The sequence below is a fragment of the Bacillus sp. GBSW19 genome (assembly GCF_002998655.1).
In the GTDB taxonomy this organism is placed as follows: domain Bacteria; phylum Bacillota; class Bacilli; order Bacillales; family Bacillaceae; genus Bacillus.
On the sequence record NZ_PVRF01000001.1, the window covers coordinates 982382 to 1003956 of the forward strand.

Below are 21575 nucleotides of genomic sequence, written 5' to 3' on the forward strand. Positions count from 1 at the left end.
ATAATCCCTCTTTGTATATGATGGGTTACAGAACAACACACTTTATGGAAGAAAGGTATTCGTATGAAATCAATTTTATCGTTTTTAAAGCCGTATCGGCTGTCCGTTGTGTCCATTGTTATCCTCACCTTTTTAAGCAGCATGCTCCAGCTGTATTTACCGACGCTTACGGCAGATATCGTCGATGTCGGGATCGTCCAAGGAGATATTGCTTACATATGGAAGGTTGGCGGCTGGATGGTGGCCTGTTCTTTACTTGCCATCTTGCTCACGATCTGGAAGTCCTACTTGTCATCAAAGACTGCACTTGGCTTCGGGCGTGATATGAGAAGACAGCTGTTTGTGCATGTCGAACAATTTTCACTAGAAGAATTTCAAAGGATCGGGACATCTTCCTTTATTACAAGATCAACAAATGATGTGAAACAAGTCCAAGATGTCACGATCATGATTTTACAAATGATGACGAGAGCACCGCTCATGCTTGTGGGCGGAATTATTTTGGCTGTATCCCGAGATGCTGTCCTGTCTCTCATCTTTTTAGCAGCTCTTCCCCTTCTTGGCGGATTTATCTATTTGGTATCGAGAAAAGCTATTCCTTTATTCGGCCAGCTTCAGAAGAAAACAGACCGGCTGAATTTAATTATGCGAGAATCTCTTTCAGGCATCCGGGTCATTCGTGCTTTTAACCGTGTAGATGATGAAAAGGAGCGTTTTCAAGAAGCCAACACATCCTACAAGGATACTGGCCTTAGAGTCAACCGATTAATGGCTTATTTGTTTCCATTTATGCTGATCATCATGAACTTCACGAATATCGGCATTGTCTGGCTAGGTGCAAACCGAATTGATGCCGGAGAGATGGAAGTAGGGAATCTCATTGCTTTCATTCAATATGCGATGATGATTTTAATGGCACTTATTATGCTGTCGATGAGCTTTATTATGGTTCCAAGAGCACAAGCATCAGCTAAACGCATGAACGAAGTGTTGAACATGGAACCGAAGATTAAAGACAATGAAGGAACTGTTACTGACCTGCGCGCGCCAGCCCAATCCATTCGTTTTGAGGATGTGTCATTTTATTACTCAAATGCTGAGAAACCGGCAGTTCAAGACATTACGTTTGAAGCCAAAACTGGCGAAACGACAGCTATTATCGGAAGTACAGGTTCAGGGAAAACCACGCTTCTCCAGCTGATGACACGCTTTTATGAAGCAACAGATGGCCGGATTACACTAGATGGTGTAGACATTAGAGAGCTGCCTCAGGAGAAACTAAGAAGCCAGATGGGCTATGTCTCTCAAAAAGCGGTTTTATTTAGCGGCACCATTGCCGATAATGTGCGTTTTGGCAGGCAGGATGCAAGCGATGAAGACGTCTGGCAGGCGCTGCGAACGGCGCAGGCAGAAGAATTTGTTTTGCAAAAAGATGGCGGAATCAATGCGGAAATTGACCAGGGTGGATCGAATCTATCTGGCGGTCAAAAGCAGCGTCTTTCTATTGCAAGAGCGCTAGTGAGAAAGCCGTCATTTTATCTGTTTGACGATAGTTTCTCAGCACTTGATTACAAAACAGATGCGAAGCTTCGGGCATCATTAGAAGCCGAAAAAGCACATGCAGCCCTCATCATTGTGGCGCAAAGAATCAGCACAGTGAAGCATAGTGATAAAATCATCGTACTAGATGATGGGAAAATCGCAGGTATCGGAACACATGAACAATTACTGAAGGACAATCTTGTCTATCAAGAGATTGTTGCATCCCAGGAAGGTCAGGAGGTGGAGCGAGGATGAGTAAGAAAATGTCTTCCGGCATGGGCCATAAAGGCGGCCACCCTAGAGGACCTGTCGCAAAACCGAAGGAATTTAAGAAAACACTGCTTCGTTTGATTGGTTATTTAAAACCGAGGAAAATTCAATTGATCATTGTCTTCATTGCAGCGATCGGTTCAACCGTCTTTAACGTCATTAGTCCAAAGCTGCTAGGGGATGCCACCTCTTCCCTGTTTGACAGCTTTACTCAAGGAACAGCTGTTCAATTTGATGTCATTTCACGTATTTTATTACTGCTTGTCGCGCTATATGTCATTGCCTCTCTCTTTTCATTCGTTCAGCAATATGTGATGGCGGGTGTCTCCCAACAGACCATTGCTGAATTACGGCAAGAAGCAAATGACAAGCTCACACGTCTCCCCCTTCGGTATTTTGATAAAACAACCCATGGGGACACGCTGAGCCGTGTGATGAATGATATCGATAATATTAATACATCGCTTCAGCAGGCACTCACCCAAGTGATTACATCTGTCATTACGGTCATTGGGATTGTCGTCATGATGCTATTGATTAGTCCGCTGCTTACCTTGCTTGTTTGTTTAACACTGCCGCTCAGCCTGTTTGCGATTCGCGGCATTACGTCATTTTCTCAAAAGCATTTTAAAGCGCAGCAAAAAGAGCTCGGGATGATCAACGGACATATTAATGAAATGTTCTCAGGGCATCAAACGGTTCGAGCGTATGGCTACGAAAAGAAAGCGATTGATACATTTGATCAATTAAACGAACAGCTGTATGAATCATCGAGGAAAGCGCAGTTCATTTCTGGTTTAATGATGCCACTGATGACGTTTATCGGGAACCTTGGCTATGTGGCAGTCAGTGTAGCCGGCGGTATTCTTGTCATTAATGGGAATATTCGTGTCGGAGATGTGCAGGCGTTTATCCAATACACGCAGCAAATGTCTCAACCGCTCGTGCAAGCATCAAGCGTCGCCAACTTGGTTCAATCAGCGATTGCTTCTGCTGAAAGGGTATTTGAAATCCTCGATGAGGAAGAAGAAAGTGCCGAGGAAGATGCAGCAATTGATCTTGAATCACTTTCAGGCGATGTGAGCTTTGAACAAGTTCAATTTGGATATGAAAAAGACCATCCGATTATTAAAGATTTGACTTTAGATGTGCAAGAAGGTCAAACGGTTGCTATTGTCGGACCAACAGGCGCTGGAAAAACAACCATCATCAATCTTTTAATGCGTTTCTATGAATTAGATCAAGGCTCTATCCGCATCGGCGGCGTCAAAACAACTGACCTCAGCCGTCAGCAAGTACGCGACTTATTTGCGATGGTTCTTCAGGATACGTGGCTTTTTGAAGGAACGATTCACGACAATATTGCCTATGGCAGGCAGAACGTCTCAAAAGAGGATGTCATCAAAGCCGCCAAACATGCTTATGCTGATGACTTCATCCGCACGCTACCAGACGGATATGACACACTCTTAACAGAAGATGCCGGCAACCTGTCCCAAGGTCAGCGCCAGCTGTTAACCATCGCCCGTGCGATTTTATCTGATCCAAAGATCTTGATATTAGATGAAGCGACGAGCAGTGTGGATACACGGACAGAGATGCACATTCAAAAAGCGATGAATGAATTGATGAAAGGCAGAACGAGCTTCGTCATTGCACACAGGCTGTCGACGATCAAGGATGCAGACCTTATTCTAGTCATGAAAGATGGCACCATCATTGAAAAAGGAACGCACAGTGAACTCTTGAAACAAAAAGGCTTTTATGCAGACTTATATATGAGCCAATTTTCGGAGAATCAAGTGGGTTAAATATAAAGAGAGGATAGACACGCGCTCATGCGGTCTATCCTCTTTTTTGTTAATCAGCTCGCTTTTTCACTTTTACACTGAGTTTCGTTATATACTCTGCTTCATCTTTAGACATGAGTGAATGAAGCAAATACTCCTCAAATACATCTCCATCCAGCATCATTTCCTCTTTCTCGATTTCATCTAACAAGCGCGAATAAGCAGATTCAATCTCCTCATATGATCCTTGATCATACATCACCGCATAGAGGCCGGCAGGTTTTTTAACTGCTCCCGGCGCTTCCATTCGGCAAAACAGCCGATCTGACTGATGATAGTGACGCTGAAGAAACTGCTCCTTTTTTAAGACAGCACCATTTGCCGCAGCACCTTTTATACCAATTCCCTTTAGAAATTTTCCAACAATACGTGATATTTCTTCTACGGATGTATTCATGTCAATTGGGTTCGATGCACTTAATACAACAGGTTCTTCTGGCATCTCTTGAAACTGAACCTCCCCTATTTTTATAGATGATAGTTCTTGCGTCGTCTCCATCACCCGCATAAGAAAAGACTGGATATCTTGAAGTTTTTCAATCTCTTGTTTGACCTTTTCTATTTGTTCGGCTGCTAGGCTTTGAAGCCTTTCGCGGGAAGGCTCTGTAAAATATTGTTTTAACTCTTTTATCGGAAATTGAACAGCTCGAAGGGATTGAATCGCTATAAAATGATCAAATTGCTCGAGTGTATAGTAACGGTACCCATTTTCATGGACACCAGCTGGCTTAAATAAATCAATTTTATCGTAATAAAACAGGGTATCTTTTTTTACATCAAATAGCTTGGCAAATTCTCCAGTGAAAAACGTTTTTTGCACATCATTGATCATGATTAAGGCTCCTCTCTTGACTATGGAGTTACTCCACCCTTTATCATGATAACATGCAGAACCACCACTACGCTGGGAAAGGATAAAAATATGAACAAAATAACTCAACATGAAGTGACATTAGCACATGCAAATAAAGAGGATTTCCCTTTTATGAAAAAAGAGCTGCAGAAAGCTTTTACAGCTGGCGTGATCGACGCATTTGGCGATGCGCATGATGGACCGATTCCTCCAGATGAAGTGATTGATGAATCTTTTCAATCAAATGAACACATTGTTTATCATATTATGCTAAATGGTGAAAAGGCAGGCGGCGTTGTCATCAAAATCAATCAAGAGACACAGCGCAACTCAGTTGACCTGTTATACATCTCTTCGTCCTCACACGGAAAAGGCATTGGTCAGGCAGCATGGAAAGCCATCGAGGCGCAATATCCAGAAACGATTGTTTGGGAGGTTGTGACCCCCTATTTTGAAAAACGCAACATTCATTTTTATGTCAATAAGTGCGGCTTTCAAATTGTTGAATTTTATCACATGAAACATCCAGATCCGAACGCACCTCATGCAGATGATCAAGAAAATGAGCTTTCAGCACCTGAGGAATTTGAATTCTTTAAATTTGAGAAAGTCATGAAGAAAACTTGCTCTAGCAAATGAAAATCTTCATCATACACTAAAAAACACTACCCCATAAAAAAGGTAGTGTTTTTTGCATCTCTTCTAGCCTCTAATCTGGCCATCGCCAGATAGAAGCAGCTTCGTTGTCGTGAGTGCAGGAAGTCCCATTGGACCTCTTGCATGCAGTTTTTGAGTGGAGATGCCAATTTCAGCCCCATATCCAAGTGCGCCGCCGTCTGTAAAGCGGGTAGATGCGTTATGATAAACCGCCGCCGCATCGACTGCGTTTAAAAACATGAGTGCCTGCTTTTCATCTTCTGTCACGATGGCTTCTGAATGTTTTGTACCGTACTGATCAATATGGTGTATGGCTTCCTCGATTGAATCGACTACCTTTACTGCAAGATTAAGACTTAAATACTCATCTGTCCAGTCCACTTCCTCAGCAGGAATGGCGTTTGAAAAATGAGACATTGCTGCCTCGTCACCATGTACAGTGACATGGTGCTCCAGCAGAGCTTCATTCAATGATGCAGCATTCTCTTTCAGCCAATCGCGATGGATGATCAGCGTCTCAAGTGCATTACATACAGCCGGACGATTCGTTTTTGCATTGATGACAATCTCAATGGCTTTTTTTACATTGGCTGTTTGATCAATAAAGACATGGCAGTTTCCTGTCCCTGTTTCAAGGACGGGAATAGTGGATTGTTCAACCACTGTTTTGATTAAAGAAGCTCCCCCTCGCGGAATTAAGACATCGATCCATTCTTTTAGATGGAACATCGCTTGAACCGATGAACGGTCTGTTTGTTCAATCAATTGCACCGCATCACGCGGAATCTTTGTTTGATCTAATGTTTCATGAATGACACGGACAATGGCTTTGTTGGAAGAAATAGCGGAGGAACCGCCTTTTAAAATCACTGCGTTGCCTGCCTTGAGGGCAAGCCCTGCTGCATCGACAGTGACGTTCGGTCTCGCTTCATAGATCATCCCGATCACGCCGAGCGGTACTCTTCGGCTTTTCACGTGCAAGCCGTTTTCAAGAGTCCATTCATCCAATATTTCTCCAACAGGATCTGTTAATCTCGTCACAAGCCGTAAGCTTTCCGCAAACTCATGAATTCTTTCTTCATTTAACATTAAACGATCCAAGAGTGCCTCTGAGAAGCCCTTTTCCTTCCCGGCATCTACATCCTTTTGGTTCTCCTGTAAAATGAAGGTGCTTTTTTGTTCTAACGCTTCTGCTAGTTTAAGCAGTGCCTCGTTTTTATCCTCTGTATGAAGTAAACCTAGTTTTTTTGAAACGTGCTTTGCTTTTTTTGCTTTTTCTTTGACCGATGTGACAACTTCAGCTGTCAGTGTCATGGAATTCCTCCCTTTTGGTTAGCAAACTGGTATCGATAATTCTAAATGACAAACAAACGCTTCAAGATCGACGACATGAACCACTTCATCCTGTAACGAGTCACTGCTCAGTGCAAGTTCGTCAGCTGGGTAATTCACAATACCAAGCCCTATTTCTCTACCATCTTGATCTAAAATACGGACGACATCGCCTTTTTTAAACGAACCCTTTACATTGACAATGCCATCGGAATCAAGGCTTTTCTCGCGGTGCATGAGGTGCTCCTGTGATTTTTTTTGAACAACGATCTCGCCTTTTGGTCCAGAATGAAAGGCAATCCACTGCTTCTTGTAATTCAGCGGAGCTAAATTTTCATCAGCCGTAAAATAAGTGCCGTCCTCTGTCCCATTGATCGCTTTATCTAAAATGTGAGGCGTATCCGCTTTTCCTAAAAAGCCATTGATGCCAGCGGCCATGGAAATTTTAAACGCATCGAGCTTTGATTTCATTCCGCCTGTGCCCACACTGCTGCCTGCATCTCCAGCCGCTGCTTCGATGTCTTCTGTGATGTCTGTGACTTCAAGAATTCTCTTTGCATTTGGGTTTGTATGCGGGTTATCTTCATACAAGCCATCAATATCAGATAAAATGGCAAGGAAATCCGCATCAATCAATCCAGCTACTTTTGCAGACAATGTATCGTTATCTCCGAACTTCAGCCGATTGATCGTCACTGTGTCATTTTCATTAATAATTGGGATGATGCCTCGATCTAATAACACATTCATCGTGTTGCGTACATTTTGATAGCGCGTTTCATCTGAAAAATCACTTCTTGTGATTAAAAGCTGTGAGGCAATATAACCGTGTGATAAAAATAAAGTAGAATATGATTCCATTAAAAGGCCTTGCCCAATTGAGGCAGATGCCTGTTTTTCCGGCAGTGTTTTGGGTCTATCGATAAATCCTAGTTTTCGGTAACCAGCTGCAACCGCACCAGATGAAACCAAAATGACTTCGTGTCCTGCATCTTTGAGTTTCACAATTTGATTGACGAGGTTTTCTAGTTTTTTTAAACTAATTTCCCCTTGAAAGCTAGTAAGCGAGCTGCTTCCGATTTTCACAACAATTCGTTTTCTCTCTTTATCTGCGTACACCTTATCACTCCTGTACCTGAGCTCTATTTATATAGATACTTTTTGTTTTTGCTGATTGCTGATCTCTTTTGATCGATTAGCAGCATGTTTGACGGCCTGCTTGATCGCTTCTCCACCGCCAAAATCATCTAATGCATTCAATCCAGCAGCCGTTGTTCCATTTGGTGACGTAATTTTCTCTCTTAGAGTAGAAGGGTCTTCTTCTGTTTCTTGCAGCATTTTCGCAGCACCGAGAAGTGTCTGCGCGCCAATTTGACGAGACAATTCCTTAGATAAACCTGCTTCTTCTCCTGCTTCTTCGATTCTCTCCATTAAGAAATAAAAATAGGCTGGGCCGCTTCCGGCAATTCCAGTGAAAATATCCATTTGCTCTTCCTGAATGGTATAGACTTCGCCCATTTCAGATAAAAGAGCCTGACTCATGCTGATATGGTCGTCTTTCACATAACGTCCAGCACATAAAGCGGTCGCTGAAGCCCCAATCGTACTTGACGTATTGGGCATCACCCTCATAACAGGCTGCCCTTCATGCAGCATATCTTCAATATATGATTGCTTAACGCCTGCAAGGACAGACATGATCAGCTGGTCTCTCTGAATATGAGGTTTTAACGATTCAAGTGCTGTTTCAGCATCCTTTGGCTTCATGGCCAGGATCAACATATCCATTTCTTCAAAAGGAAAAGAATCCATTGTGGCTGTTTGTATCCCGTATCGTTTCGTTAGTTCATTCAATCGAAATTGATTTTGTCTGTTTGTTGCGTAAATTTGGCCTAGCGGCATCTGTCCTGATCGCACAATCCCTGCAATCATTCCTTCCGCCATAGAGCCTGCTCCAATGAAAGCAACTTTCTTTTGATCAATGATATGGATCCTCTCCCTTGTTCGCTTTTTGTTCGTGTTTTTCACACGTTAGTTATCGTAACATGATGAGAAATCGTGTCAAGAAAGAGCTAGTGCTTTTCAAAAGTCCCGATTGTATAGCGAACCGCTTGCTATATGTATGCTGACTGCGCTTTTACGAAACAACAATTTAGATCAAAAGAACTATTCGAATTAGCATCATAGTACCCTTTCTTTCGACTGAATTCCCCATTTTATTTTTGATTCGGTGACTTCAATTCTATTTTTTAGAAAGCGCTATCATTTTTAATGACTTTCTATTTTCCTATACGATGAATGTGCTTGAATCTTCCGATTAGACTATTGACATATTCTAGAAAACATGTCCGTTGAAATGACATTTTACTGGTGATACGGTGAAAGAGAAACCAAGTGAAAAAGGAGCGTTCATAATGAAAGTGAAAGAAAACTATGTCAATGTCATTCCAATGAAAGAAATCCGTTCTACCGATGACCTTCTTTTCCCATTCCCTATTTACAAGGAGCTACGTGCGCAGAGTGATATGAGATATGATGAGACAAGAAAGTGCTGGGATCTCTTTCGATATGCGGATATCCAATCTGTTCTCAAGCAGCCGAAAGTGTTCTCCTCACAGCGAGGAAGAAGCACCTCGAAAACGAGTATTTTAACAATGGACCCTCCAAAACATACAAAGATGAGAGCACTCGTGAATAAAGCATTCACGCCAAAAGCGATCAAGCAATTAGAAGGTAAGATTAAAGACCTGACACATGACCTGCTGCAACAAGTCAAGGATCAACGTACGTTTGATATCGTGCAAGATCTAGCAGCTCCCCTTCCTGTGATGATTATTGCTGAGCTTCTCGGTGCAGAGGTAAAAGATAGAGATCTGATTAAGAAACATTCTGATGCCCTAGTGGCAGGTGCTAAGGATGAATCAAAAGAAGCCATTCAGGCAGTTGTCGATATGCAGAAACGCGCAGAGGAAGAGCTGTCCGCTTATTTTGCTCACTTAATCCAAAAACGAAAAGAATCCCCTGCTGATGACCTGATCTCACTTCTCATTCAAGCGGAAATCGATGGTGAGCGTTTAACCGAGAATGAACTGCTTGGCTTTTGTATTCTATTACTTGTTGCTGGTAATGAGACAACGACCAATTTAATTACAAATGCAGTACGACTGCTTACAGAGCAGCCGCATATCGCCGAAGCAGTACGGCAGGACCGCTCTCTTATTCCTCAATTGACCGAGGAAACATTACGCTATTACCCGCCTGTTCAAGCCATTGGGCGAATCGCGGCCGAGGATGTGGAGATTGCAGGCTCAAAAATTGAAAAAGGTGACTATCTCATTAGCTGGGTCGCTTCTGCAAATCGCGATGAACAGAAATTTGACGATCCAGATACGTTCCGCCTTGACCGGAAATCAAATCCTCATATGAGCTTTGGCTTTGGCATTCATTTTTGTCTCGGTGCACCGCTTGCCCGCCTTGAGAGCAACATTGCCCTTGAGGTTTTACTCCAGACGTTTCAAGACATCACCTGTGCGGCAGATCAGCTAAAACCCATTCAAAGCACATTTGTTTTTGGGGTAAAAGAATTTCCTGTACAGGTCACCCGTTTTTAAAAGTCCCTTTTGAGGGGCTTTTTCATTTTCTTCAATTCATCATCTCTTTCTTACCTTCCATCTCCGAACATGCTAAAATAAAGTCCATACAAAGTGATAACGGATTGCAGAAAGGGAGCCAAAAATTCATGACCGATTATACAGCAATGAAAGACGGAATATTCAAATCAGTTTGTTCGTTAGATTGCCCGGATCAGTGCGGTCTTTTGATACATAAAGAAAATGGAAAGATCGTAAAAGTGCAGGGAGATCCAGACCACCCAGTTACCCAAGGCAACATATGCAACAAGGTGCGGAATGTCACAGCCCGTTTATATGATGAAAAACGGCTGACCACTCCTTTGAAACGTGTTGGACGCAAAGGCGATGGTCAATTTGCACCGATTACGTGGGAAGAAGCCATTGAAACCATTCGTCAAAAATGGACAAAGCTGATTGAAGAAAAAGGTCCAGAAAGTATTCTGCCTTACAGCTTTTATGGGAACATGGGCAATCTGAATGCAGAAGGCATGGACCGCCGCTTTTTCTATCGTCTTGGTTCAAGTCAATTAGACCGGACCATCTGTCAGTCAGCAGGAACGACTGGCTATAAATATACAATGGGTGCAAGCATCGGGACAGACCCAGAAGACACCATTCATACGAAACTATTTATCTTTTGGGGCATCAATGCTGTGTCGACCAATATGCACCAAATCACCCTCGCACAAAAAGCGCGAAAGCAAGGAGCAAAGATTGTCGTGATTGATGTTCACAAGAACCAAACCGGACGGATGGCAGATTGGTTTATTCCGCTTCGACCTGGTACTGACAGCGCACTTGCCCTTGGCATCATGCATGTCCTTTTTAAAGAAGGACTGACAGATGAAGCCTTTTTAGAGGAATATACAACCGGTCATAAAGAGCTGCGTGAGCATGTGAAGCAGTATGATCCAGATACCGTTGAGGGTATCACTGGGGTTTCTAAAGAGGACATCCTTACACTTGCGAGAATGTACGCAGAGACATCGCCATCTCTCATTCGCATTGGCAATGGTTTGCAGCACCATGATAATGGCGGGATGAGTATTCGAACCATTTCCTGCCTCCCTGCCCTGACTGGTCAATGGCTCTACAAGGGCGGCGGTGCGATGAAATCAAACTCTTCTTTTCTCAGCTATAATGAAACCGCTCTTCAGCGGCCGGATCTATTAAAGGACCGCACGCCTAGATCATTTAATATGAATCAGCTAGGCAGTGTGCTGACGAATGCAGCGCCTTCCATTGATTCACTCTTTGTCTACTCGTGCAACCCAGCCGTTGTGACACCTGAAGCAAATAAAGTAAGAGAAGGTTTGCTGAGAGAGGACTTATTTACAGTGGTTCATGACCTATTTCTGACAGAGACAGCTGCGTATGCAGACATTGTCCTGCCGGCAACATCCGCTTTTGAAAATGAGGATTTCTATACATCATACTGGCACCATTATATTCAAATTCAAGAGCCGGTGATTGAACGCTATGGAGAAAGTAAATCCAATACGGAAGTGTTCCGCCTGTTAGCCCATGCGATGGGCTTTGAAAATGAAGCCTTCCGCGAGACAGATGCGGAGCTCATGGAACAAGCCCTTCACCATCCGGAAAATCCGCATTATGAGGACATTTCGTACGAAGCATTAAAAGAAAAGAAATGGATCAAAGCAAAACGAGGACCTTTCCAAGACTTAAAGCTCTCTACTCCAAGCGGGAAAATTGAGCTTTATTCTGAACAAATGAAAAAAGACGGCTATCCAGCACTACCAACCTATGTGCCCCTCTATCAGGAAAGCGATTATCCGCTTACCTTTATACCGGGACCGAATCATAATTTTCTTAACTCAACCTTCTCACTTCATGAAAAGCATCAAAAGCTTGAGAAGTTTCCTAAGCTTCATATGAATGAAGAGGATGCAAAGGCAAGAGAGATTGAAGATGGTGACATGGTGCGTGTGCTGAATGACCGAGGAGAATGTGAGCTGGTCGTGTCAGTCGGTCAAAATGTATTATCTGGTGTTGTGGTCAGTCAAGGATTATGGGCAGATCAAAAAGGCAAAAAACATCTAGTCAATGGATTAACACCAGATCGCTTGGCAGATATGGGCGGCGGCGCGACGTTCTTTTCTGGCAGAGTGGAAGTTGAAAAATTATCATAGACAGAAGAAAAGCCAGCAAAAACTGCTGGCTTTAGATTGTTGACAAAGTGCTAAAATGATTTTTATTTTAGCACTTTGTCTTCTTTTCAGCGTGATAGAAAACCTTTGAAGTCTAGGAAGGGCGAGCACTGGCGCGGAGCGAATTTAACATTCGTGAGCACCAGCGCGCAGACCTGACAACGAATGCGAGGGTTTGTCTACACGCTGAAGCCAGCAAAAACTGCTGGCTTTTTTTCATTTGGTTTTATCGAATAATCAGCTGGTTGGTCATCACATTTGCACTTCCGTTGCTTCGGTAGCCTTCTACAGTTAATGCTGTTTCATACATTTTCCCCATTGGCATACCTAGGCTTTCCCATTTTCTGAAATGCTCACTGACGGATACAGTTCCGCTCGTACGTTTTGTTTGACGTACACTCCAATATTGCTTAAAGGTAGCGTCCCCAATAATAGAAGGCTGGTTGACACGTAGCGTTTCATAAATGTCATATGTGCCTCCATCGGCATAAAATGATCCTTTATACGTTCCTGTTGGGCGATATGTGCCCCATGACTCAACAATGTAGTATTCAGCTAATGGAGATTGTGTCCAGCCATAGACACATAAGTAGGAATTCCCGCCTGGGTTAAAGGCTGCGTTGTAATTGATGGAGATGTTGCCAAGTTGATGATGAGTTTTAGTGGAATCAAACTTCTTCCCTTTTCGAAACAAAGCATTTCCAATATTGTTCCATTGTGCGCTAAATGCTCCGCCATTATTGAGTGTCATTGAGGTATTTCCGTAATCCTTCCATAATTCAAAATCGTATCCGCTGTGTGTGCCTATTCTATTATCATAAATCGTTTCCGCATGAGCTGGTACAGCAGTCAGTGTCAGCACAAATCCAATACACATCACAAACAACAGCCTCAATCTTTTCAAATTCATTTTTCATCCCTCTCCTTTTTTCATCATATTATTCTGCCTTCTCTAAGATGAAACGAGCCCATCACCTCCTTTCATGTAACCTTTCTTGCTAGACAGAACGGTATTGTTCTAACCCGGCATGGATGTCTCTTGTTTGTGTATAGATCTTTTGATACAGATGAAATAGATCAGCATATATACTTGCATGCTGCTGCTCTGGCTCATAGACAGCAGCTTGATGAATAAACTGATCTGCACATGCCTCAAGCGATGGATACCATCCGCAGCCAACGGCGGCCAGCATAGCTGCACCTAAAGCAGGCCCTTGTTCATTGTCTAACTGGATGACCTCAGCCTGAAAAATGTCTGCTTGCATTTGAAGCCATGTCCGGCTTCTCGCGCCGCCCCCAATGGAGACAATAGAATCTATGTGTTTCCCTGCTTGCCGGAATAAGGCGATGGATTCATTTAACGAGAAGGTAATCCCTTCTAGCACAGCCCTTACGATATGTGTCCTTTCATGTCTGCTGTCTAATCCAATCAAGCTTCCACGAACGGTAGAATCCGCATGAGGTGTTCTCTCCCCGACTAAATATGGCGTAAAGAGCAATCCATTCGCTCCTGGCGCGACATCAACCGCACCCTCTAAAAGCGATTGGAACGATTCCTCTGGAGCCAGTAAGTGTTTTACCCAGTTAAGGCTATATCCTGCTGAAAGGGTGACACCCATTGTGTAAAAAGCGTCTTTTTTTGCATGATAAAACAAATGCAAGTTTCCTTGAAGCGCTCTTTCATGATCCTCTTCGTAAGAGAGAATGACGCCAGATGTGCCAATGCTGCATAACGTGCGGCCAGAGGATAAAATGCCAGCTCCAATTGCTCCGCAAGCATTGTCTGCCCCGCCAGCAAAGACTTTTGCACCCTCTTCGATCCCCGCCTCACGTGCAATATGCGGCAATAGTGTACCGACCTCATCCTCTGATGAGACAAGCGGCGGACAAATATGAGGAGGAATATCAAATGCCTGACAAATCTCTTCACTCCACTTTTGCTCTCCAATATCTAACAGCAATGTGCCAGCCGCATCAGAATGATCGATATGAACAGACCCTGTTAAACGAAATCTGACATAATCTTTCGGGAGTAAAAACATGTCGATTTGTTGATCAATTTCTGGTTCATGTTCCTTTACCCATAATAATTTTGGCAGTGTAAATCCTTCTAGCGCCTGATTTTTCGTGATCTTTTGCAGCCGTTCCCCCAGCTTTTTTGTGATGCGTGTACATTGCGCTGTCGTTCGTGTATCATTCCATAAAATCGCAGGGCGGAGTACCTTGCGGGATTCATTTAAAAGAACCAGACCATGCATCTGTCCAGAAAAGCTGATGCCTTCTACTTTCTTTGAATGAACAGGCTGTCTTGCCATCAGTTCTTTCATCGCAGCCACTGTTTGCTCAACCCAATCCTCTGGGTTCTGCTCACAATATCCAGGTTTATCTTGAATGAGGCGGTAAGGCTTAGAGGCCTCGCAGCACACCTTTCCATTCTCATCTACTAATATTGCTTTGACTCCGCTCGTTCCAAGATCAATTCCCATCACATACTTCATGTCTTCACTCCTTCAAAACAGGTCCGCTCCTTCAATCAATCTTCTAACAAATATTGATTTAACCGGGCTTTCAACTGTTCCTCTCTTCCCGATTCGTTTCTGATCAAAGGGTGTTTGAGCGCATACTCTTCTAATGTATGAAAGTTTGCCTTTCCTTCTGAAATGTCACGGCCAATCCCTTCAGAAAAACTGCGATACCTGTGCTTTATCACATCTTCAAACACTCGATCTTCTATGAGTCTATGAGCGACCCGCAGTCCTTTTGCGAATGCATCCATACCCGCAATATGGGCATACAAAATATCTTCAAGCTCAAAAGAAGCTCTTCTAACTTTTGCATCAAAATTGAGACCACCAGTTCCTAGTCCGCCATTTTGCAGAATTTCATACATGGCAAGAGTTGTGGCATATAAATCTGTTGGAAATTCATCAGTGTCCCAGCCGAGCAGCGTATTCCCTTGGTTCGCATCCACAGAACCGAGCAATCCATGTATTCTTGCTACTCGTAATTCATGCTCAAACGTATGACCAGCAAGCGTCGCGTGATTTGCCTCGATATTCAATTTAAAATGTGAATCTAATCCGTATTGCTTTAAAAAGGCGATAGATGTCGCTGCATCTGCATCGTATTGATGAGTGGTTGGCTCCTTTGGCTTAGGCTCAATTAAAAATTGGCCAGTGTACCCAATTTCCTTTGCATAATCAACAGCCATATGCAAGAACGACGCCATGTGGTCAAGCTCTCTTTTCATATCTGTATTCAGCAGAGTATCGTATCCTTCTCGCCCTCCCCAGAAAACGTAGTTTTCAGCGCCGAGTTCTTTAGCTGTTTCGATGCCTTTTTTCACCTGTGCGGCCGCATAGGCAAAGACATCTGCATGACAAGATGTCGCTGCGCCGTGTACAAATCTAGGATGTTTGAACATATTGGCCGTGTTCCAGAGCAGCTTTACTCCGCTATCCCGCATGTATTCTTTCATTCTATCTAAAATGATGTCTAATTGTTGATTGGTCTCTTGAAGCGTATCTCCCTCCGGTGCAATGTCACGGTCATGGAAGGAAAAATACGGAACATCCAATAGATCAAAAAGTTGAAAGGCCACTTCCAATCTAGCTTTCGCTAAATCCATTCCGCTATAGGAGTCCCAGGCTCTCTGCATCGTGCCAGTTCCAAACATGTCTGTTCCATCTGCAGTCAATGTATGCCAATAAGCGACTGAGAAGCGCAGGTGATCTTTCATTGTTTTTCCGCCAATCATTTCGTTTGGATCATAGTGTTTAAAAGCGAGTGGATTTTTTGATTGTTTTCCTTCATATTGTATTTTTCCGATTCCTTCTAAGTTGTGTAACGTTTTCATATTTGAGTTAGCCATCTTTTATTCCTCCTATGAATATACTTAGTAAGTTGATTCAACAAACTAATGTTCAATCTATGATCAATTCACTTTGAATTTTCCATATTTTTTAGTTTTTTAGAAATATTTTCGTTATAATAAAGTTAAAATCATCCTTCTTACAGAATACAGGCGAACAAAAACAGCTTTTTTTCAACTTAATCTAAAGACGAAACAAATGGAGTGGATAACGTGGATATTGCTGATCAGAACTTTGTGAAAAAAATAAATCAAAAGCTATTATTAAAAGAAATTCTCCAGCATGCGCCAATTTCCAGAGCAAAATTATCTGAACGCACTGGGTTAAATAAATCGACTGTTTCCTCTCAAGTAAGTACATTAATGAAAGAGCATCTCGTCTATGAGATCGGTCAAGGTGAGTCTAGCGGCGGGAGAAGACCGGTTTTACTGATGTTTAATAAACGTGCTGGCTGCTCCATCGGGATTGATGTCGGCGTTGATTATGTCAACGGCATTTTAACCGACCTCGAAGGGTCCATTCTTCATGAAGAGCAGATCAAGCTCCCATCAAGCTCTCCTGATGTGACCATACGCATTTTAATTGAATTAATACAGCAGTTGATGGCACAAATCCCCTCTTCCCCATACGGGCTCATAGGTATTGGCCTATGTATACCTGGGTTAGTGGATGCCGATGAACAAATCGTGTTTACGCCTCATTCCAAATGGAAAAATGTTGACCTGAAAACAACGCTCCAAGACGCTTTCCAAGTACCCGTCTTCATTGAAAATGAAGCAAACGCGGGTGCATATGGTGAAAAAATCTTTGGCGCTGCTAAACACTATGATCATTTGATCTATGCCAGCATCGGCACTGGCATTGGGATCGGGATCATTATCAATCATCATTTATACAGAGGCTCATACGGCTTTTCTGGTGAAATGGGACATATGACCATCGACTTTAATGGACCAACATGCAGCTGCGGAAACCGTGGATGCTGGGAGCTGTATGCATCTGAGAAAGCCTTGTTTCAGTCCCTTCAAACAAATGATCAGCCCATCTCCCATCAAGACTTGGAACAGCTGGCGACGTTAAATGATATGAAAACGCTCAATGCCCTGCGCAACTTTGGTTTTTACCTTGGCGTCGGTCTCACAAACGTCCTGCATACCTTTAACCCGCAAGCGATTATTTTACGAAACAAGGTGATTGAAGCACAGCCAACGGTTTTACGTGTGATTCAAGAGGAGGTATCCTCAAGGATAGATACTCAATTCAGTTCACATGTAGAGCTACTTCCTTCGTCATTAGGACACAACGCACCGGTATTAGGGATGACATCTTTAGTCATTGAAGCTTTCCTGCAAGATGCCACCCTCTCACCATGACAGGTTCATAAATAAAAAAGACAGCTCTTAGCGTGTTGTCTTTTTTATTTATCTGTTTCCTCATAACGGAAATAGTTGAAATCAGCAGGAAGACGCTCGCCGCTTGTATCCTGGCACTGCATGCCGACAAATGCCCCTGTAAAAAATCCCCCTCCTCGAATGAAGTCATCGGATAAATGGCTTGATTCAAATGACACATCAATTTCCTTCCATTCTCTTTGATCAAAAGAATAAGAATAGGTATATGTCTCTTTCTGAACGGTCACTTTTAAATACACATACGTGACCTCCTCTGGAATGACGATTTTTTGTGTCAACGGCTGAGAAAAGGAAAGGTTTTGACAGACAGATAGTTCAAGAATGCGGCCAAGTTCCTCGTCATATGTCACCTGAAGCGCTGTCCAATTTTCCGTATTATAATAATTCACAAGACCAGCGGCTTGCTGAAAATTCTCTGGAAAGAACGACACAGCTGTCTCTGCTTCAAAATAAAAGCTTTGCCAGCGCCTTGCAACGAAAGCTTGGGTAAACTTAGATGTTAGAGATTCCTGACCGTATAACCTTAAATGCTGAGGTTTTTCCGTTAATGAACCGATCTGATCAGTAAAAGGGATTCTTAATGTTTGGAAGTGTCTATTTAACGTTGATTCTTTAAATTCATCGACTGTATGGTGTGTAGGAGCAAAAACCTTTTCGTTTATCGCTGGCGCTTCAACCTCCAGCGCCCCCTCTTTTCCGCCCACAACATACGGCCAGCCATCCTTCCATTCGAGCTTTTGAATCGCTGTTTCTCTTCCTAAAGGACACCACCCTCTCTGTTGAAAAATAGATTCCTTGCTTGATTGAATGGGGCGGCCAGTGAGATGAGCCAAATACCATTCATTTGTATGCGTTTGAACGATGGAAGCATGCCCGCATTTTTGAAGCGGATGTTCAGGTGCGTGAAAAGCACTTAAAATGGGGTTATCAGGATGAACCTCATAAGGCCCTTCAATCTGCGAGGAACGGGCAATTGTTGCCGCATGCTCGTACCGGGTACCTCCTTCTGCTGTTAATAAATAATAGTAATCACCAATGTGATAAAGATGCGGCGCTTCTGTCAATTTTATCGGCGTGCCTTTAAAAATGACCTTCCGCTGACCAATGAGTTTCTTTTCCGTCACGCTATATTCCTGCAGGGCAATACCCGCAAATGAATGGTGCTTTTCCCTATGATCCCACAGCATATTTAAGACGTATTTCTTGCCGCTTTGATCATGAAATAAAGAGGGATCAAAGCCAGAGCTATTGAGACGGACCGGCTCACTCCAATCACCATCCACTTCACTTGCCGTGACCAAATAATTATGACCATCTTTAAATGGACCATCCACTACTTTGATATCTGAATAAATGAGCCAAAACTGACCATCTGCATAGCTTAGGCACGGTGCCCATACTCCGCCAGAATCAGGATTCCCCTTCATATCCAGCTGCGACGTTTTTTGCAAAGGACGCGCAGCAAGCCGCCAATGGACTAAATCCCTCGAATGATAAATTTGCACCCCTGGAAACCATTCAAATGTAGAGACCGCCATGTAATAATCTTCTCCTACACGGCAAATACTTGGGTCCGGGTTAAACCCTTTGAGCACTGGATTGGTAATTTTCATTCAACTTCCTCCTCTTCACGACCTACATTTTAAAATCATCCATATGATCGATATATACTTGATCCCTATTCTCAAGCTCCCTTACAACTTTTTTGTGTTTTTCTTCATCTAGGTTGTAAAAATTAATATCAATCATCGCTAAAATCAGTAAGCATACAGGAATCACCGTTACCGTAATTAAAATGCCAAGTAATGCTTCTGGTGTCTGCATTTGGTTCGCGACATAGCCAAATCGATCGAGTACAAGCCCCGGCACAATCCCGCCTAACGCCATCCCAAATTTAAAGAAGAACCCAATGACCGCGTAGATGAGCCCGCCCATCCTTTTCCCTGTTTTATATTCGCCATATTCAACAGTCTCTGGAATAAGTGCCCACATGTAAGCACCGGCTGTAATACTACCCGCAGCAGCAACGAGCCTGAAAATCAGTATTAAAGTGATTTGACTCGGCGGTATCACAAGTAATGCAAGAAGACCTACGATATTCAGCAATAAAGAATAATTCAGCAGCTTTTTCTTTCCTAACAGCTTGTGCAGCTTAGGAATAAACGGCAGCACCATTAAAGCTGGAAGACTGCCAATGAGTCCGTACCATTTCACTAAATCTTCTCTGCCAAGGTTATACGTCACATAATAGATCCCAACAGAGTTGCTGATCGAGTTCACACCAAAAATAATAATAAAGAAAATGCTTAATACAACAAGCGGACGATTCACTCGCAACTGGACAAAGATATCACTGAATTTAATCTTTTCCTCTGGCTTTTGAAGCGTGACACGTTCATTCGTGCTTTTAAAACAGAAAATCAGTAATGCACCGCCAAGAACGCCGAGAAAAGCCATCGTCATCTGCCAGCCGAGTGCTGTATTACCTGTCGTATCACTTAAAAAGGTCGCAAGAAAAGGAACAAAAAAAGCCACAACTAGACCGCCTAGATTGGCAAAAACCATACGAACGGACGTAATACTGACAACCTCTTGGTTATTTCTTGTCATTGCGGAAGTTAAAGCACCATAAGGAACGTTGATGAATGTGTATGTAAGCGATAAACCAACATACGTGATGTAGGCATAAATGAGTTTACCCATTTCGGAAAAATCAGGTGTTGTAAAGCAAAGGATGGCAAGTACGACGAAAGGAAACGCACCGAATAACAAGTAAGGTCTGAACCTGCCAAAACGGCTATTCGTCCGGTCCACCAATGCACCAATAAATGGATCTGCAAGCGCATCGATGGCGCGAACAACCAAAAACATCGTCCCTGCTGCTGCCGCTGATAAACCGTACACATCTGTATAAAAAAATAATAGATACGTAGAGACAGTTGCATAAATCAAATTACATGCGAAATCCCCTGAAGCATATCCCACTTTTTCAGACATACGAATCTTCTTTAAATTCTCACTAACCATGAGCTTTCTCCCTTCTTCACTTAGCCTCTTCTAACGAACAGATGATGGAGGGCAGCAGCAATCAATGCGGGAAATATAAAGCGCTTTCAATTCGTTGTAAAAATGTAGCTGAACATCTCATCCTTTCAGCTTAGCCCATTTAAGCAGCAAATCAGTTGAATGACGGAATCATCTCCTTCAATATAGGAATCAATGCTTGAAATCCATCTTAGTTTATTGACCAAACAAACTAAGTTGAATTCATTTTATAAAATCTGATCTGACTTTTCAATATTTTTTGAAAAAATAATCCAAATAATCGATTTTTTGTCATTCATCTTGTAAAATGACATGAAAATCTGAAAGAATTCATTTAATGGTTGCATTCAAGCTCATCCCATGCTATATTAATCAAGCGATGAGCTGAATTGTGTAAGTCGGGTAACATGTCTCTTTGAGACACACACGAATGTGGCGTGTGGTTATTCCGCCTCAATACGCAAAAGACATCTTCTGAGGAAGATGTCTTTTTTCTTACCCTATTTTTGTTCCATTCTCAACCGGTTCATCTGTGGCTAGCAAAACCACGTCTTCTTTTGATGGCATGCCTCCTAAGACAAGCACTTCTGATTTGAACCCTGCAATTCTTCTTGGCGGGAAATTAACGACTGCTACAATTTGTTTGCCGGTAAGATTCTCCGCTGTATAACGCTTTGTCAGCTGAGCACTAGATTGCTTTACACCAATTTCTTCACCAAAATCAATCTTGAGTTTCAACGCTGGCACTCTTGCCTCTGCAAATAATTCTGCTTCTATGATCGTCCCAACACGAATATCTAACGCCAAGAACTGTTCAATATCTGCCATATGACTCTCTCCCCTTCACGAAAGGTAACGTAATCTATTGATTATCCATTGTAGCACATTCATTTCGTCAAAAAGGAGGTTCAAAAAGCCTATTCAGCGCTAAAATCTCCCTTT

General features: G+C 42.8%; 16 protein-coding genes. 6 read left to right on the plus strand and 10 right to left on the minus strand.

What is annotated here, in order from left to right; translation table 11 throughout:
* Nucleotides 1-63: 63 nt before the first annotated feature.
* Together C6344_RS05155 and C6344_RS05160 are read left to right on the plus strand one after the other, a co-directional pair.
* Nucleotides 64-1797 carry an ABC transporter ATP-binding protein gene (locus C6344_RS05155; RefSeq protein ID WP_060596520.1) on the plus strand — a complete coding sequence of 578 codons (1734 nt, stop codon included), beginning with the start codon at nucleotides 64-66 and terminating at the stop codon, nucleotides 1795-1797.
* Nucleotides 1794-3623, plus strand: coding sequence for an ABC transporter ATP-binding protein (locus C6344_RS05160; RefSeq protein WP_060596521.1), 1830 nt, complete (start codon nucleotides 1794-1796; stop codon nucleotides 3621-3623). Before C6344_RS05155 ends, C6344_RS05160 begins: the two co-directional genes overlap by 4 nt.
* A gap of 49 nt (nucleotides 3624-3672) precedes the next feature.
* Here C6344_RS05160 and C6344_RS05165 read toward each other — a convergent pair whose 3' ends face one another.
* The gene (locus tag C6344_RS05165) at nucleotides 3673-4494 is read right to left on the minus strand and encodes a MerR family transcriptional regulator (RefSeq protein WP_060596522.1); all 822 of its coding nucleotides are present in this window, start codon (nucleotides 4492-4494) and stop codon (nucleotides 3673-3675) included.
* Nucleotides 4495-4584: 90 nt separating this feature from the next.
* Here C6344_RS05165 and C6344_RS05170 point away from each other — a divergent pair, with 90 nt between their 5' ends.
* Nucleotides 4585-5154 carry a GNAT family N-acetyltransferase gene (locus C6344_RS05170; protein ID WP_106072802.1) on the plus strand — a complete coding sequence of 190 codons (570 nt, stop codon included), beginning with the start codon at nucleotides 4585-4587 and terminating at the stop codon, nucleotides 5152-5154.
* Nucleotides 5155-5217: 63 nt separating this feature from the next.
* Here the strand turns inward: C6344_RS05170 and C6344_RS05175 are convergent, their stop codons facing one another.
* From C6344_RS05175 to proC, 3 genes are read right to left on the minus strand one after another with little or no spacing between them, the layout of a single operon-like run.
* Nucleotides 5218-6486, minus strand: a complete 1269-nt coding sequence (locus C6344_RS05175) for a glutamate-5-semialdehyde dehydrogenase (RefSeq protein ID WP_106072803.1) — start codon at nucleotides 6484-6486, stop codon at nucleotides 5218-5220.
* Between the two features lie 18 nt (nucleotides 6487-6504).
* A complete protein-coding gene (proB, locus tag C6344_RS05180) occupies nucleotides 6505-7623 on the minus strand; it encodes a glutamate 5-kinase (protein ID WP_060596525.1) in 1119 nt (372 codons plus the stop codon).
* 27 nt (nucleotides 7624-7650) lie between these two features.
* On the minus strand, nucleotides 7651-8448 hold the full coding sequence (proC, locus tag C6344_RS05185; RefSeq protein ID WP_260336121.1) for a pyrroline-5-carboxylate reductase: 798 nt from the start codon (nucleotides 8446-8448) through the stop codon (nucleotides 7651-7653).
* Nucleotides 8449-8918: 470 nt separating this feature from the next.
* Here proC and C6344_RS05190 point away from each other — a divergent pair, with 470 nt between their 5' ends.
* Nucleotides 8919-10115, plus strand: coding sequence for a cytochrome P450 (locus tag C6344_RS05190; RefSeq protein WP_106072805.1), 1197 nt, complete (start codon nucleotides 8919-8921; stop codon nucleotides 10113-10115).
* Nucleotides 10116-10243: 128 nt separating this feature from the next.
* Nucleotides 10244-12286 (plus strand): molybdopterin oxidoreductase family protein, encoded by a 2043-nt coding sequence (locus C6344_RS05195; RefSeq protein WP_106072806.1) that lies wholly within the window; start codon nucleotides 10244-10246, stop codon nucleotides 12284-12286.
* A 244-nt stretch (nucleotides 12287-12530) separates the two neighbouring features.
* On the opposite strand, the gene C6344_RS05200 is transcribed toward C6344_RS05195, so the two are convergent.
* The 3 genes from C6344_RS05200 to xylA all read right to left on the minus strand — a co-directional run bounded on the left by C6344_RS05200 (nucleotide 12531) and on the right by xylA (nucleotide 16175).
* Nucleotides 12531-13214 carry a glycoside hydrolase family 11 protein gene (locus tag C6344_RS05200; RefSeq protein ID WP_034660895.1) on the minus strand — a complete coding sequence of 228 codons (684 nt, stop codon included), beginning with the start codon at nucleotides 13212-13214 and terminating at the stop codon, nucleotides 12531-12533.
* Nucleotides 13215-13302: 88 nt separating this feature from the next.
* On the minus strand, nucleotides 13303-14802 hold the full coding sequence (gene xylB / locus C6344_RS05205; RefSeq protein ID WP_060596529.1) for a xylulokinase: 1500 nt from the start codon (nucleotides 14800-14802) through the stop codon (nucleotides 13303-13305).
* 35 nt (nucleotides 14803-14837) lie between these two features.
* On the minus strand, nucleotides 14838-16175 hold the full coding sequence (xylA, locus tag C6344_RS05210; RefSeq protein ID WP_060596530.1) for a xylose isomerase: 1338 nt from the start codon (nucleotides 16173-16175) through the stop codon (nucleotides 14838-14840).
* Nucleotides 16176-16388: 213 nt separating this feature from the next.
* On the opposite strand from xylA, the gene xylR reads away from it, so the two are divergent.
* Nucleotides 16389-17549: a transcriptional repressor XylR gene (gene xylR, locus C6344_RS05215; RefSeq protein WP_106047919.1), complete on the plus strand. Its 1161-nt coding sequence runs from the start codon at nucleotides 16389-16391 to the stop codon at nucleotides 17547-17549.
* Between the two features lie 44 nt (nucleotides 17550-17593).
* On the opposite strand, the gene C6344_RS05220 is transcribed toward xylR, so the two are convergent.
* The 3 genes from C6344_RS05220 to csaA form a co-directional block, all read right to left on the minus strand.
* Entirely contained in the window at nucleotides 17594-19201 is a 1608-nt protein-coding gene (locus C6344_RS05220; RefSeq protein WP_106031103.1) for a glycoside hydrolase family 43 protein, read from the minus strand.
* A gap of 22 nt (nucleotides 19202-19223) precedes the next feature.
* Nucleotides 19224-20615, minus strand: a complete 1392-nt coding sequence (locus C6344_RS05225; protein ID WP_066030781.1) for an MFS transporter — start codon at nucleotides 20613-20615, stop codon at nucleotides 19224-19226.
* Between the two features lie 513 nt (nucleotides 20616-21128).
* A complete protein-coding gene (csaA, locus tag C6344_RS05230) occupies nucleotides 21129-21461 on the minus strand; it encodes a chaperone CsaA (protein ID WP_060596531.1) in 333 nt (110 codons plus the stop codon).
* Nucleotides 21462-21575: the final 114 nt, after the last annotated feature.

What these genes read in the sequence shown, in the direction of transcription:
- C6344_RS05165 (WP_060596522.1), bottom strand. Translation starts at nt 4,494, where the DNA reads ATGATCAATGATGTGCAAAAAACGTTTTTCACTGGAGAATTTGCCAAG.
- csaA (WP_060596531.1), bottom strand. Translation starts at nt 21,461, where the DNA reads ATGGCAGATATTGAACAGTTCTTGGCGTTAGATATTCGTGTTGGGACG.
- C6344_RS05225 (WP_066030781.1), bottom strand. Translation starts at nt 20,615, where the DNA reads ATGGTTAGTGAGAATTTAAAGAAGATTCGTATGTCTGAAAAAGTGGGA.
- xylB (WP_060596529.1), bottom strand. Translation starts at nt 14,802, where the DNA reads ATGAAGTATGTGATGGGAATTGATCTTGGAACGAGCGGAGTCAAAGCA.
- C6344_RS05175 (WP_106072803.1), bottom strand. Translation starts at nt 6,486, where the DNA reads ATGACACTGACAGCTGAAGTTGTCACATCGGTCAAAGAAAAAGCAAAA.
- C6344_RS05195 (WP_106072806.1), top strand. Translation starts at nt 10,244, where the DNA reads ATGACCGATTATACAGCAATGAAAGACGGAATATTCAAATCAGTTTGT.
- C6344_RS05200 (WP_034660895.1), bottom strand. Translation starts at nt 13,214, where the DNA reads ATGAATTTGAAAAGATTGAGGCTGTTGTTTGTGATGTGTATTGGATTT.
- C6344_RS05220 (WP_106031103.1), bottom strand. Translation starts at nt 19,201, where the DNA reads ATGAAAATTACCAATCCAGTGCTCAAAGGGTTTAACCCGGACCCAAGT.
- C6344_RS05190 (WP_106072805.1), top strand. Translation starts at nt 8,919, where the DNA reads ATGAAAGTGAAAGAAAACTATGTCAATGTCATTCCAATGAAAGAAATC.
- proC (WP_260336121.1), bottom strand. Translation starts at nt 8,448, where the DNA reads ATGGCGGAAGGAATGATTGCAGGGATTGTGCGATCAGGACAGATGCCG.
- C6344_RS05170 (WP_106072802.1), top strand. Translation starts at nt 4,585, where the DNA reads ATGAACAAAATAACTCAACATGAAGTGACATTAGCACATGCAAATAAA.
- C6344_RS05155 (WP_060596520.1), top strand. Translation starts at nt 64, where the DNA reads ATGAAATCAATTTTATCGTTTTTAAAGCCGTATCGGCTGTCCGTTGTG.
- C6344_RS05160 (WP_060596521.1), top strand. Translation starts at nt 1,794, where the DNA reads ATGAGTAAGAAAATGTCTTCCGGCATGGGCCATAAAGGCGGCCACCCT.
- xylA (WP_060596530.1), bottom strand. Translation starts at nt 16,175, where the DNA reads ATGGCTAACTCAAATATGAAAACGTTACACAACTTAGAAGGAATCGGA.